The 13,447-nt window shown below is 63.1% G+C and carries 9 protein-coding genes, 1 tRNA gene, 1 pseudogene and 1 riboswitch; of the genes and pseudogenes, 8 read left to right on the plus strand and 3 right to left on the minus strand.

The window, feature by feature from the left end:
* The first annotated feature begins 358 nt into the window (after positions 1 to 358).
* Together ACN0YJ_RS12865 and mnmD are read left to right on the plus strand one after the other, a co-directional pair.
* Positions 359 to 928: an RBBP9/YdeN family alpha/beta hydrolase gene (locus tag ACN0YJ_RS12865; RefSeq protein ID WP_417496428.1), complete on the plus strand. Its 570-nt coding sequence runs from the start codon at positions 359 to 361 to the stop codon at positions 926 to 928.
* Complete coding sequence (mnmD, locus tag ACN0YJ_RS12870) at positions 925 to 2,775, plus strand: tRNA (5-methylaminomethyl-2-thiouridine)(34)-methyltransferase MnmD (RefSeq protein ID WP_417496429.1); 1,851 nt, start codon at positions 925 to 927, stop codon at positions 2,773 to 2,775. Before ACN0YJ_RS12865 ends, mnmD begins: the two co-directional genes overlap by 4 nt.
* Here mnmD and ACN0YJ_RS12875 read toward each other — a convergent pair.
* Positions 2,772 to 3,020 (minus strand): hypothetical protein, encoded by a 249-nt coding sequence (locus ACN0YJ_RS12875; RefSeq protein WP_417496430.1) that lies wholly within the window; start codon positions 3,018 to 3,020, stop codon positions 2,772 to 2,774. The genes mnmD and ACN0YJ_RS12875 overlap by 4 nt on opposite strands.
* A 132-nt stretch (positions 3,021 to 3,152) precedes the next feature.
* On the opposite strand from ACN0YJ_RS12875, the gene ACN0YJ_RS12880 reads away from it, so the two are divergent.
* From ACN0YJ_RS12880 to ACN0YJ_RS12900, 5 genes and pseudogenes are all read left to right on the plus strand, one after another.
* Positions 3,153 to 4,046, plus strand: a complete 894-nt coding sequence (locus ACN0YJ_RS12880) for a WecB/TagA/CpsF family glycosyltransferase (protein WP_417496431.1) — start codon at positions 3,153 to 3,155, stop codon at positions 4,044 to 4,046.
* 37 nt (positions 4,047 to 4,083) lie between these two features.
* Positions 4,084 to 4,279, plus strand: a riboswitch (cobalamin riboswitch).
* A gap of 107 nt (positions 4,280 to 4,386) precedes the next feature.
* Positions 4,387 to 6,282 (plus strand): TonB-dependent receptor plug domain-containing protein, encoded by a 1,896-nt coding sequence (locus tag ACN0YJ_RS12885; RefSeq protein ID WP_417496432.1) that lies wholly within the window; start codon positions 4,387 to 4,389, stop codon positions 6,280 to 6,282.
* Positions 6,218 to 7,093 (plus strand): ABC transporter substrate-binding protein, encoded by an 876-nt coding sequence (locus ACN0YJ_RS12890; protein WP_417496433.1) that lies wholly within the window; start codon positions 6,218 to 6,220, stop codon positions 7,091 to 7,093. Before ACN0YJ_RS12885 ends, ACN0YJ_RS12890 begins: the two co-directional genes overlap by 65 nt.
* Complete coding sequence (locus tag ACN0YJ_RS12895) at positions 7,090 to 8,079, plus strand: FecCD family ABC transporter permease (protein ID WP_417496434.1); 990 nt, start codon at positions 7,090 to 7,092, stop codon at positions 8,077 to 8,079. Before ACN0YJ_RS12890 ends, ACN0YJ_RS12895 begins: the two co-directional genes overlap by 4 nt.
* A 71-nt stretch (positions 8,080 to 8,150) precedes the next feature.
* Positions 8,151 to 8,837 (plus strand): annotated as a pseudogene (locus tag ACN0YJ_RS12900) (ABC transporter ATP-binding protein); the annotation flags it as partial.
* On the opposite strand, the gene ACN0YJ_RS12905 reads toward ACN0YJ_RS12900, so the two are convergent.
* Together ACN0YJ_RS12905 and ACN0YJ_RS12910 are read right to left on the minus strand one after the other, a co-directional pair.
* Complete coding sequence (locus ACN0YJ_RS12905; protein WP_417496435.1) at positions 8,834 to 9,916, minus strand: P-loop NTPase; 1,083 nt, start codon at positions 9,914 to 9,916, stop codon at positions 8,834 to 8,836. The pseudogene ACN0YJ_RS12900 and the gene ACN0YJ_RS12905 sit on opposite strands and share 4 nt — an antisense overlap.
* 158 nt (positions 9,917 to 10,074) lie before the next feature.
* A tRNA-Val gene (locus tag ACN0YJ_RS12910) sits at positions 10,075 to 10,149 on the minus strand.
* Between the two features lie 334 nt (positions 10,150 to 10,483).
* On the opposite strand from ACN0YJ_RS12910, the gene ACN0YJ_RS12915 reads away from it, so the two are divergent.
* A complete protein-coding gene (locus ACN0YJ_RS12915) occupies positions 10,484 to 13,411 on the plus strand; it encodes a TonB-dependent receptor plug domain-containing protein (protein WP_417478080.1) in 2,928 nt (975 codons plus the stop codon).
* The last annotated feature ends 36 nt before the right edge of the window (positions 13,412 to 13,447 follow it).

The following is a 13,447-nucleotide window of genomic DNA, read 5'->3' on the forward strand; positions in this document are numbered from 1 at the left end:
GCCAGAAAGCTCATAACCATCCTCAACGCCATGCTCAGAGACGCCAAGCCCTTCATCGCCTGATACAGTTGCCGGAACAGGTCCGGGGGAAGAGGTTTGGTGTAGTCGGGGGCACACACTAATTATTCCACCTAAAGCCCGGAAATTACACCGGCAATTACCCCATAAATAGCGCCCGGTCGGTCTCAACCGGGCAGCGCAACAGCGCTTTGGAAGGCCACTGCGCGGGACCGGGCAATTCCCGCTGGCTCGCCAGACGCGATACCGTGTCGACATCCCGGCTCATTTGAAACCCCGGCGCAGGCCCGTGCGTTCGAGGTCTGGTCAGCGCCGGTCGCAAGGCGCTAGAACATCGGCCATGAAAATCCGCGACACTGATCTGCTTATCGTGCCCGGTCTGGGCAATGCCTCTGATGATGACTGGCAGGGACGCTGGCTGGCGCGCATGCCCACGGCCCGCCGGGTCGAGCAGGCTGACTGGCACAAGCCGCAACGCGAGGACTGGGTTGCGGCCCTGGTCGCCGCCGTCGATGAAGCGACGAAGCCGGTGGTGCTGATCGCCCATTCGGTTGGCATTCTCACTCTGGCCCATGCGGCGCCGCTCCTGGATAAAGGCAAGGTGGCGGGCGCTTTCATGGTCGGGGTGTCCGATTGGGAGAGGCCGGAAATGGCCGAGAAGTTCGGCGATCATGGCTTTGATCCGGTGCCGCATGAGGCGTTCGGTTTTCCGGCCGTGCTGCTGGCCAGCTCCAATGACCCGAGCTGTGATGTCGAGCGCGCCGAAGTCTGGGCCAAGGCCTGGGGCGCACGTTTTGTCGTCGCCGGTGAGATGGGGCATTTCAATGCCGCCAGCGGTCATGGCCCCTGGCCGGAGGGCCTGATGACCTTCGCCCAATTCATCGCGACCCTGACCCCGCCATCCCCATGAGCGGGGACGGGCTGTATTGCCAGCCGCCGCAGCTGGACTGGTCGCAGGCGTCCGGTCCGCGCGCGCCGGATTATGGCGATCTGTATTTCTCCGCCGAGGATGGTCTGGAAGAGAGCCGGGCGGTGTTTCTCAAGGGCTGTGACCTGCCACAGGACTGGCAGGGCAAGGTGGTCTATGTCGTCGGCGAACTGGGTTTCGGCACCGGGCTGAATGCACTGGCGCTGTGGGATTTATGGCGCCGCGAGGGGCCGGCAACGGGCTGGCTCCACTTCGTCAGCATCGAGAAACATCCGCTGCGCCGCGAGGATGCTGCGCGCGCCTTTGCCGCCTGGCCGTCGCTGGCCGGGCTGAGCGCGCAATTGCTGGCGCAATGGCCCTCGGCGCTGAAGGGCGCGCACCGGCTGATCTTTCCCGAGGATCGTTTCACCATCACCCTGTTCCAGGATGAGGCCGAACTGGCGCTGGGGCAGATCGAGGCCGAGGTCGATGCCTGGTTCCTCGATGGCTTTGCGCCCGACCGCAATCAAGCGATGTGGTCACAGACCGTGTTCGACCGGATGGCCCGCCTGTCTCGCGCCGGTACACGGGTCGCGACCTTCACCGTCGCCGGTGCTGTGCGGCGCGGACTGCAACAGGCGGGTTTTTCGGTCGAAAAGCGGCCCGGCTTCGGGCGCAAACGCGAACGTCTTGAAGCGATCTATGCCGGCGCGGCGACACCGCCTGAAATCTCGCCGGTCGAGCGCACCCGGCCTTGCGGCGGCCGTGTCGCGATTATCGGGGCCGGTATCGCCGGCGCCAGCCTGGCGCTGGCCTTTCGCCGCCGCGGCCGCGATGTCGTGGTGGTCGATGCCATCGGGCCCGCCGCCGGTGCCTCGGGGGCTCCGGCCGGTCTGTTGACACCGCGTCTGGAACGCACCGGCCGCCCGCATGTCCGCGCCACACTGGCGGCGTTTGAATTCGCGCGCCGCACTTATGACGGGCTCGAGGGCTTCTATCCCGAAGGCGTATTGCGCCTGCCCCGAGATGCCGATGACCGCGAACGCCTCGCCCTGATCGCCAGCCGGATGGATGGTGATCACATCTGGGATGGTGAGGGATTGTGGCAGCCCCGGGCGGCCCCGTTCGAGCCGGCGCGCCTGGTGGAGGCATTGCTCGCCGATACGCCGATCGTCATCGCGCAGATCGCACGGGTTGAAGAAGGCGAGGCCGGGGTGCGCCTGTTAGATGATGGCGGCCATGTGGTGGTTGAAGCCGATCTCGTCATTCATGCCAGCGGCTGGGGCGCCAATGCCGTGTTCGATGCGCTCGACGCCAGTTCCGGCCAGCTCGCCGTGATCGAGGGGCAAGCCCCGGACCGCGCCGTCGTCTGGGGTGGTTATGCCTGCGCTGTCCCCGGTGGCGGGGTGCTGCTGGGCACGACGCATGTGCGCGGCGAGGAGGCCGGTCCGCTCGAGGAGGCGATCGAGGGTTTGCGCGCCGATCTGGCTGTTCACTGTCCGCAAATCGCCGTCGGGCTCGGCGCGGAGCTGTTGCAGACCTGGTCCGGTGTGCGGGCGGTGACCAGCGATCAGTTACCGGTCAGTGGGCCGTTGGTGGGCGATGAGTTTACGGCAAGGTGGCGGCAGTATTCCACGGGGCGTACGCCACGCATCAAACCGGGACCGCCCGGACCGTGCCGGCAATATATTCTCTCCGGTTTCGGCTCGCGCGGCTTTGCCCACGCACCGCTTCTGGCCGAAGCCCTGGCCGGTGATCTCAGCGGAGAGCCCGGCGCGCTGGAGCGGGCGGGGCGGGAGTGTCTGCAATCAACCCGTTTCGCCTGGCGCCGTCTAAAGCGCAGTCATTAAAGGCCGATTCTCAACGTCTCCTGGCCGCTGACGCCATAGCGCAGCTCGATGATCGGGCATTCCGTGCTGATGCAGGCAATGTCGAGATCAACATCCAGCGCGTTTTCCCGGTCATAGCTCACCGCAATCGGTCCCACCGCCAGTGCGACCGGAATGCCGGCAGCAAGCGGCACAGCCACCGGCATACTCGCCAGCGCCGCCAACGCAATACTGATCAGGATTGGTTTGACGATCATCTTGTTCATCCAGCGTTTGCCTTCTGGATGAGGATGCCGCCAAGGCGGGGTTTGGATGCAGGCCGATGTGATTTTCCGGCCCGGGATTTGCAGAATTCATCGCAACAACTTCGCTTGTGACGCGAAACGGGACGAAAAACGATGAATCAGCGCGCTGACACTACCCATTTCCAGGACCGCCGTTCCGGATCGCGTCATATCTGGTTTCTCAATTCTGCCTTCGACAAGATCGATCTCGGTGTCGCGCTGACGCGGATCCGCGAACGTGAGGCCAGCAAGCCCTTCGCCTTCGTCGTCACACCGAATGTTGATCATCTGGTGCGGCTTGAGACGGATACTGTGCTGGCAACCCTGTATGCACAGGCCTGGCTGACCGTGTGCGATAGCCGCGTGCTCGAGTTGATTGGCCGTTTTTCCGGCGAGAAAATTGACGTCACGCCGGGCTCCGATCTGACCGCACGTCTGTTCGAGACGGTGATCGATCCGGATGAAACCGTCACGGTTATTGGTGCGTCCAGGGATGTGATCGACGCCGTCACGGCGCGCTACGGCCTGACCGATGTGCGCTGGCATGAACCGCCGATGGGGCTGCGTCACAATCGCGAGGCGCTGGAGGATTGCGCCCGCTTTGTTGCCGAAAATCCGGCCCGCTTCATTTTCATGTGCGTCGGTTCGCCGCAACAGGAATTGGTCGCCGAAGCCTGTCTCGATCGCGGCGACTGTACCGGGCTGGGCCTGTGCGTCGGCGCATCGCTTGATTTTCTGGGCGGCAAGACAGAGCGCGCCCCGGCCTGGATGCAACGCTCCCGCCTGGAATGGCTGCACAGGCTGGCCTCCGAGCCTCGCCGAATGTGGCGCCGCTATCTGGTCGACGGGCCGAAAGTCTTCCTGTTGTGGCAGCGCTGGCGCAAGGCGCAACGCGAATTGCGGGCGCTGGAACGCTCGCTCTCCGACCCGCAAAAACTCCGCGAGCGTGCGCTGCATCAGCGCATCCGCGCCCTGGAAGGGATGTTGCAGGCGCCAAAGGCCGATTAGCGCGGATGGCAGGATTGTCTTCTGTCCGGCCTGCGCCTAGTTTGCCTCGCGTGATGGTTCCCTCACGGGATTAATCGAGAAGCCGGTACGGTGGTAACACCCAGTCCGGCGCTGTACCCGCAGCCGTAGGCGGTGAGCGGCGATGCAAAATGCCACTGGGGTGAAATCCGGGAAGGCGCATCGTTCGTGACGACCCGCAAGCCGGAAGACCTGCCATCACCGTCGTCTGTCCGCTCGTGCGGTGTTACACGAGACTGACGCGGTTTATCCGTTTCCTTGACGACTCCTGCCACTCGTGCCGGCGTCGTTACGCGCCGGCTCCAAAGCTTTGGAGACGTGCATGCCCGGAACTTTCCTGACCCGATTACTCTGTGCCACCGCCTTGCTGGCCGTCCCGGCCGCCGCCATGGCGCAAGAAACCCGCGTGGAGGAGACGATCTACGTCACCGCCGCGCGCACCCCGCTCGCTGCTGACGATGCTACGACGAGCATTTCCATGCTCGATGCCGCCATGATCGAGGCCCGAAGCGGGGTTTTCATCGCTGACATCCTGCGCGCTATCCCCGGCCTGGCCGTGTCGCGTTCCGGTACAGCCGGTGCCCTGACCCAGATCCGCGCCCGCGGATCAGAGGCCAATCATGTCCTGGTCCTGATCGACGGTATCGAGGCGGCCAGCCCCTTCACCGGCGAAGCCGACTTCGCACACTACGCCTTTGATGATCTGGCCTCTATCGAGGTCGCCCGCGGTGAGCAATCAGCCCTGTGGGGTGCCGATGCAATTGGTGGTGTGATCGCCTTGCGTTCGGCCTTGCCCGAACAGGGGCGCGAAGCCGCGCTACGGCTGGAGGCCGATTCCTTCGGCACGACCCGTCTCAGCGCCCGCCTCGGCAAGGCGCTTGAGCGGGGTTATCTCGCTGCCGGCGTTGGCGCATTCGAAACGGATGGCATTGATGTCTCCGGTCTTGGCGGCGAGCGTGACGGCTATTCCAATCGCTCGGCCAATCTCCAGGCCGGGCATGAACTGGGCGATGGTATCCGGATTGATACGGCCCTGCGCTGGGTCGGCTATGACACCGCCTCCGATGCCGACACCGATTATGACGGGCGGCTCGACAATACCGGTGATCACCGCCGCGGTGACCAGATCCTTGCCCGCGCAGCGCTGTCGCTGGACCAGCAAGTGGGCGAGCTTGCCCTGGCCCATGAATTCGCCGTGCAATGGACAGATGATGTCTCGCGCAGTTTTGACGGCACGGCCCGAACGGCCTTGTCGCAGGGGCAGCGCAGCCAGACGCATTACCAACTGACCGGTCTGTGGTCGGCGGGCGAGACCGAACATCGTCTGACCGGTCTCGTCGAGTATGAGCGCGACGAGACCCGCAATGATGCCGGTGCCGGCTCCCTGGCCAATCAACGCCAGGACCTGTCCAGCACAGCCTTCGCCTTTGATTACGGTCTGGGCCGGGGGCCGCTGGATCTCACAGCGTCAGCCCGACATGAGAGCAATCAGCGTTTTGAGGATGCGCTCACCTGGCGCGCCGGCCTGGCCTGGTCGTTTGACGGGCTCGGTGGCCGCCTGCGGATCAGTGGCGGCGAGGGAGTCAAGAATCCCGGAATCTTCGAACTCTTCGGCTATTTCCCGGCCTATTTCATTGGCAATCCGGGTCTGAAGCCGGAGCGCTCGCGTGGCTGGGAGCTGGGCTGGGAACAGGCCTTGGCTGGGGGGCGCGGCCATGCCTCGGCGGTCTGGTTCCAGTCGGAATTGACCGATGAGATCTATACGGATTTCGGTGTGTTTCCGGCCACCGCGAGAAACGCCACCAGCCGATCCGACCGGTCAGGCCTGGAGTTCGAGGCCGGGTGGGACGTGACCGACACGGTCGCGGTGTTTGGCTCGGCGACCTTGATGGACAGCGATCAGGACGGTGCCGCCGAGATCCGCCGCCCGGAACGCCTCGCTTCGCTGACGCTCGACTGGCACCCGGACGCCAGCTGGTCGGCTTCTATGACGCTCGATCATACAGGCGAACAGCTGGATACCGATTTCGGGACGTTCCAGGATGTGACGCTGGACGCCTACACGCTGGTCGGCGGTCAGTTGCGCTGGGGGGGCCGTCAAGGTGTCGAACTCTATCTGCGCGGGGAAAATCTGCTTGATGAGGATTATCAGGATGTCTTTGGCTATCACACGCCCGGCCGGGCTGTGTATCTCGGCCTGCGTCTTCGCCATGGCTAGCGCCTCATGCGCGCCGGCCCAGGACACGACCCCGCCGCAGGGCGGGATCGTGTCGGCCTCCTTGTGTGCCGACGCCTATGTGCTGGCGCTTGAGCCGGTCGCGGGGATCCAGGCCCTGTCCTGGCAGGTGGACCAGCCGATCTCGGCTGCACCGGACTGGGCGCGGCAATTGCCCCGCGCCTGGCCGGATGCCGAACGCCTGTTCGCCCTCGACCCGGCCTTCGTCGTATTTGGCGCCGGTGAGGGCGGGCGTAGCCGCGTCATGCTGGAGCGTAGCGGCTATCAAAGCTTCGAACTGGCATGGGCCGAGGATTTCGATGGCGTCCGCGGCAATCTTCTGGCGCTGGGGGCGATGCTGGGCCGCGAGATTGAGGCCGCTGCCGCCGTTGAAGCGCTCGATGAGCGGCTCGCGGAACTGGAGCAACGCAGCGTCCGGCGCGGGGCTATTCCAGGCGTGGCCTATCTGAGTGCCTCGGGCGGTTCGGCCGGTAGCGGTACCTATGTCGATGCCGCCATCAAAGCCGCAGGCGGCCGCAATGCTGTGGCTGGAAGCGGGGTTACCGGTTGGGGGCGTTCCGATCCGGAGCTGGCGCTGACACTGGAGGCGGACATTATCCTGACCAGCTATTTCACCGACGGTTTCGCCGGCACGCTGAGCCGGGCGACGCGCCATCACGCCTATCGCCGTTTGCTCGACAGTGCAGGCCGCGTCGATATTGCCAGCGCCAACTGGCCTTGTGCCGGGCCGCACCTGATCGACGCGGCCGAGGCGATCGCTGATGCGCTGGATGAATGGGCGCAGCGCTCATGAAACTCCTTCACCTCAATCTGCTGCTCGCGGGCGGTCTTGTCGCCAGCCTTGCCGCCTCACTCTTTCTCGGCGATGCACGCCTGACCCTGGCCAGCCTCGGCGCTGCCCTGGCGGGGGCGGATGATTTGCCCGCTCTGCTGATGCGCGAATTGCGCTTGCCGCGCGCATTGCTCGGGCTGGTGGTCGGTGCCGGGCTGGGCGGCGCTGGCGCCGTCTTGCAAGGTTTTTTCCGAAACCCGCTGGCCGATCCCGGCGTGATCGGTGTTTCGGCCAGTGCCGGGCTGGGGGCCGTGGCGGCGATGTATTTTGGCGTTACGGCTCTGGGTGTGCTGATCCTGCCCCTGGCGGCGGTCGCCGCGGCAGGGCTTGGCGTGGCCCTCCTTCTTTTGTTGGCAGGACCGCGCGCGAGTGCGACCACCCTCATTCTCGCCGGTGTCGCGATCGGTTCGATTGCGACGGCGCTGACGGCCTTGCTGATGAACCTCGCGCCCAATCCCTGGGCCCTGGCGGAGATCGCCTATTGGTTGATGGGGTCCCTGCAGGACGCCAGCTGGACCGAACTGCGCTTCGCCGCGCCGATCGTGCTGGCTGGCCTTGGCCTGTTGGCGCTAACGCCGCGGGCGCTCGACGCGTTGAGCCTGGGTGAGGAAAGTGCGCGCAGTCTTGGCGTTGATCTCGGGCGACTGCGCCTGATCGTGGTCGGCGGTACCGCACTGGCTGTTGGCGGCGGCGTGGCGGTGGCTGGTGCGATTGGCTTTGTCGGGCTGGTGGTGCCGCATGTATTGCGGCCACTGGTCGGGCATCGCCCGGGCGCGCTGATCCTGCCCTCCATGCTGGGCGGCGCGATATTGATCGAGCTTGCGGATCTGGCGACGCGATTGGCCTCCGGGCCGGGCATGCCGCTCTATCTGGGTGTCCTGACAGCATTGATCGGCGCGCCCTTCTTCCTGTGGCTCGTGCGGTCCTTGCCGGGGAGGGCGGTCTGATGCGCCTGCGATTGTCTTCAGTGGGGTTTGGCTATCGCGGACAGGCGGCTGTCCGGGCGGTCGGGTTTGAAGCCTCCGGCGGTGAGATTGTCGCGCTGGTGGGGCCGAATGGTGCCGGCAAGTCGAGCCTGCTCAGGCTGTGCGCTGGCCTGCTTGAACCGGCCTTCGGACAGATCGAGCTCGATGGTTTGACCTTGCGGGAGCTGGCACCCGGTCAGAGGGCCCGGCGTATTGCCTACATGCCGCCTGACGGATCCTCAGCCTGGCCGATGCCGGTGCGCCGGATCGTGGCGTTGGGGCGGGTGCCGCATCTCAAACCCTTGCGGCGTCTGACCGCTGACGATGAGGCCGCGATTGAGATGGCGTTGGAAAGGGCCGGAATCGCCGGCCTCGCCGAACGGCCTTTCGATCAATTATCATCCGGCGAGCGTGCGCGGGTCCTGCTGGCAAGAGCACTGGCGACGCAGGCCGATCTCATCTTGCTGGACGAGCCGACCGCGGCGCTCGATCCGCGGCATCAGCTTGGTGTGATGGAAATCCTGCGCGCCGAGGCGAACCGGGGCGCTCTTGTGATCGTCGCGGCGCATGCGCTTGACCTTGTCGCGCGCTATGCCGACCGCGCGCTGTTGATGCAGGAGGGCCGCATCATTGCCGACGCGCCGCCGGGTCAGAGCCTGTCCGAACCGAATATCGCGGCCGTGTTCGGCGTCGTCGCGCCGGGCGGGATTGCACCGACACCATTACGCCTGACTGACTAGCCAAAGACAATTTCAGGCGCGGGCTTGGAGGCCAGTTCGGCCGCTTCCATCGCGGCCTTGGCGGCCTTGAGGAAGGCGCGGGCAACGGGGCTGTCGCCGAGTGCCGCCGGCATGCCTTCATCGGATGAGGTGCGCAGCTGAGGGTGAAGCGGGATCTCGCCGAGGAATGCGACGCCGAGCCGTTCCGCCTCATCCTTCGCACCGCCATGGCCGAAGATATCGCTATTCTCGCCGCAATGCGGGCAGATAAAGCTGCTCATATTCTCGACAATGCCGAGAATGGGGATGTGGGTCTGCTCGAACATGCCGATCGCCTTGCGGGCATCGTCGAGTGCGAGATCCTGTGGCGTCGATACAATGACGGCGCCATCGACGGGCAAGTCCTGGGCGATGGCGAGTTGCGCGTCGCCGGTACCTGGCGGCATGTCGAGTATCAGCACGTCGAGCTCGCCCCAATCGGTATCGGTCATGAATTGGCGGATCGCGCCCTGCACCATCGGGCCGCGCCAGACCACGGGCGCGCCGGGCTTGATGACAAAGCCGATGGATACCAGTTTGACGCCATGAGCGGTGATGGGCTGGACGCCGGCATCGGTCTTGCGCAGACCGGGCGCGTCGGTGATGCCAAACAGGCGCGGTGCGGACGGTCCGTAGATATCGGCATCAAGCAGACCGACCTTCATCCCATCGCGGGCCAGGGCGACAGCGAGGTTGGCGGCGACGGTGGATTTACCGACCCCGCCCTTGCCGGAAGCAACGGCGATGATGCGGCGTGCGGGTTTCTTGACCGCCTTGGCCGCAGGTTTGGGCGGGTGGGCATGGCCCTGTTTGCGGGGTTGTTCGCGGTGAGCGGTCATGACGACCCGGGCGCGCTTGACGCCCCTGATGGCCGTGGCAGCCGCCTCGATCAATGGACGCAGGGTTTCGAAATCGGCGTTGCCGGCCACGGGCGGTGTCAGGACGATGGTCGCTGTGTCGCCGGAAATACTGGCTGAATCGACCCGGTTGGCATCGACAATATTGCGCCCTGACTGGCGTTCGGTGACTTTGGTCAGGGCTTTGCGCAGGCGTTCGTCCATCGGGTCCTCCACGAATTGACGCAGAGATAGGCCTTTGTCGTCCGGGCCGAAAGCCTGATCGCTGATGTTAGTCGGGTTGCGGGGTCGGGGCGCCTCTTGCTTCCCGGCCTGCCTGGCCCTGCCGGCATGGTCCGCGGGCGATTCTGCCAGGAAGTGGATGGTGGGCGATACTGGGATTGAACCAGTGACCCCTTCGATGTCAACGAAGTGCTCTCCCGCTGAGCTAATCGCCCATCCGTGCAAGGAGCGCAGTGTCTAGCGTCCGCAGACAGGAGAGGCAAGACGGAAATGTCGGTCCAATTCAGCTGCTCCGCAGTTCGTCGCTTCTGGACGGCGTCTTGCGGGATGCAAGGTCACAGGGCGCGCCGGATTACAGGTTTGACGCGCGCGCCGGCAATATGGCTTTTTTACAACAATGACTCACGAAAGCCGTTGTTGCGGCAACAACCGCTTGTCCATGAAGTCATCATCTCATCATATGCGACCATCGGTCAGGTTAGCCTGGCCAGGCGCGAAAGCTGTAAATGGCTCGTGCCAAGCACCACGAAGACACAAAGGGGTATGATCGTGAGCAATATCTGGGATCGCGAGCGCTTGTTGCGTTCGACAATTATCGCCGGTCTGGCTGCAGCGGGCTTGGCTATTTCGCCGAGCTATGCACAGTCGGCAAATGACGAAGACGAATCCAGCAGCGACCAGGAAGTCGTTGTCGTTACGGGTTCGCTTATCCGTCGTAGCGAATTTACGTCCATCTCTCCAATCCAGGTCGTCAACGCCGAGATTGCTACTCTGGAAGGCCTGGTTGACCCGGCTGAAATGCTCCAGGGTGCCAGCGTGGCCTCTGGTTCGGTTCAGCTCAACAACCAGTTCGGCGGCTATGTCGTCGAGGGTGGCGTTGGTGTGAACTCGATTTCACTTCGTGGTCTTGGCGCTCAGCGTTCGCTGGTCCTGGTCAACGGCAATCGTCCTGGCCCTGCCGGTACGCGTGGCCAGGTTGGCTCGTTCGACCTTAACGTTATCCCGTCTTCGATCGTTCAGCGTTTTGAAATCCTGAAGGATGGCGCATCCTCGATCTACGGTTCCGACGCCGTTGCCGGTGTGGTCAACGTGATCACCCGTCGCCAGATTGACCGTCCGGAAATCACCGTCACCTTGAATGCTCCGCTTGCCGGCGGTGCCGAAACCTATGGCATCAGTGGTGCTTATGGTTTCAACTTCGATCGTGGCAGCATCGTTCTCGGCGCTGAATACCAGCTCCGTGAATCGCTTCAGATCGGTGATCGTGAATACCTGCGCTGTCCGCAGGATCTGGTGCGCTCTTCCCCGACCGGTGACATCATCGACCGTGAAGACCGTTCCATCCTTGCCGGCACCGAGCTGGCTGGCTGTAACAACATCTATGCCAACACCATCATCGATGCCTTCTTCGGTGATCGTTATATCCCAGATCCAGATGGTCTCTCCGGTGCCAGCCCGATTCCGGGCTACCGTCCGCGCGCCAATGGCCGTTATGACGACCCGGCTGGTGAAGCCTATTACGAAGACGTGCTCAATGACGAACGCGCACTGTCCCAAGACGCGATCAACCGCCAAGAGCGCATGAGCCTTTATGCGTCTGCCGACTACTCGCTCGATTTCCTCGGCGGTGTTGATTGGCAGTCCGACTTGCTCTTTACGCGTCGTTCAACCGAATCCAATGGCTGGCGTCAGTTCTTCCCGCTCATCGGTGGCGCAACTGCAGCCGTGTGGACTGGATCTACGGGTTATCGTTACGATAACGACCCAACGTATGACGGGCCGCTCCAGCTGTCGCAGCCTGTCGCTCTCTGGGCGTCCAATTCGCGTATCGACGTTGACTACATCTCGTTCAACACGGGCTTTGATGGTGCATTCGGTTCAGGCATGGGTTTCCTGAGCGATTGGTCCTGGGCTCTCGATATGCAGTATTCGCGTTCGGAAGGTACATACGAAGGCAATGGCATTCTGGCGTCCAATTCGGGCGATGTTCAGTTCGATGACAACTCGCCAGTTTACGATCCCTTCTCCGCTGAATTCCTCAGCGGCAACTATTCCCAGGCTGTCTATGACCACCTGACGGTCAACACGGTCGGCGAGACGATCTATGAGCAGACCGTCTTCAAGGCGATTGCAACCGGTGAGCTGTTTGATCTGCCTGCTGGTGCTGTTGCCATGGCGATTGGTGCTGAACATCGCACCTTCTCGATCGACGACACACCGGATCAAGCCGCCCAGGATGGCGACCTCTGGGGTTCGTCCAGCGCCCAGGTTACCCGGGGTGAAGACTCGGTGAATGAAATCTTCGCCGAGGTCGAAGTTCCGTTGATCGCTGGTGTGCCGTTCATTGAATCATTCACGGTGAATGGCTCGGCTCGGGTCTTTGATTACGACTCCGCCGGTTCTGACTCCGTGTGGAAGATCGGTGCCAACTGGCAGATCACCCCGACCTTCCGTCTGCGCGCTACCGAAGGTACGTCCTACCGCGCTCCTGCGCTGTATGAGCTCTTCCTGGGCAATCAGACAGCATTCGTTGGCCAGACCGCGATCGATCCATGTATCGATTGGGAAAACAGCACCAACGCCAACATCGTCGCCAACTGTGACGCTGCGGGTATCCCGATGGGCTATACCGGTGTCGGTTCGTCTGCGACGATCGTTTCCGGTGGGGGCGCTGGCGTGCTCCAGCCTGAGACATCGCGGGCCACCACGGTCGGTTTCGTCTATACGCCACAGCGGTTTGCGCTCAGCGTAGCGGTTGATTACTTCTCGATCGTGATCGAAGACCAGGTCGCTCAACTCGGTGGCGCTGCCATCGTCGGTGGCTGCTACGGTGCCAACAACTATCCGAACGTGTTCTGTTCGTTGTTCGATCGCAACCCTTCGACCGATCCGGTTTCGCCGTATCGCATCGGGGAAATCCGTGACAGCTATCTCAACGTCAACTCGCAGGAAACGTCCGGTTTCGACCTGACGCTCCGTTATACCCACGAGTTCGATTTTGGTGATCTGACCATTGAAGGTCAGGGTACCTGGACCATGGACGATGAAGTCTTCCTGTTCGATCCGGCTCTGGAGTCTGGTTTCGACACCAATGACTTCAACGGCACGATTGGCGATCCTGAATTCGTCGCCAACATGCGTACGGAACTTCGTCGTGGTGACTGGACCTATTCCTGGTTCATGAACTACATCGATGGCACGTCGAACAGCATCTACTCGAGCAATACGGCTTCCTACTTCGGTCAGCCGAATGCCTTCTACGATGTGAATATCGAAGGTACGCTCTACCATGACGTGTCGGTCCGCTGGCAGGGTGACACGCTGTCGCTCATCGGTGGCGTAAGCAACATGTGGGACGAAGAGCCGCCAACGGTTTCGACCGGTACAGCGACTCGCCGCGGCAACACTGCGCTGTCGGCAACCCAGTACGACCTGCGTGGCCGGACCCTGTTCGTCCGTGCAACCAAAACCTTCTAAGGTTTTGTAAAATAAGTGATGATGAGGGGCGATGGG

It is taken from the genome of Maricaulis sp. (assembly GCF_048270095.1).
In the GTDB taxonomy this organism is placed as follows: domain Bacteria; phylum Pseudomonadota; class Alphaproteobacteria; order Caulobacterales; family Maricaulaceae; genus Maricaulis.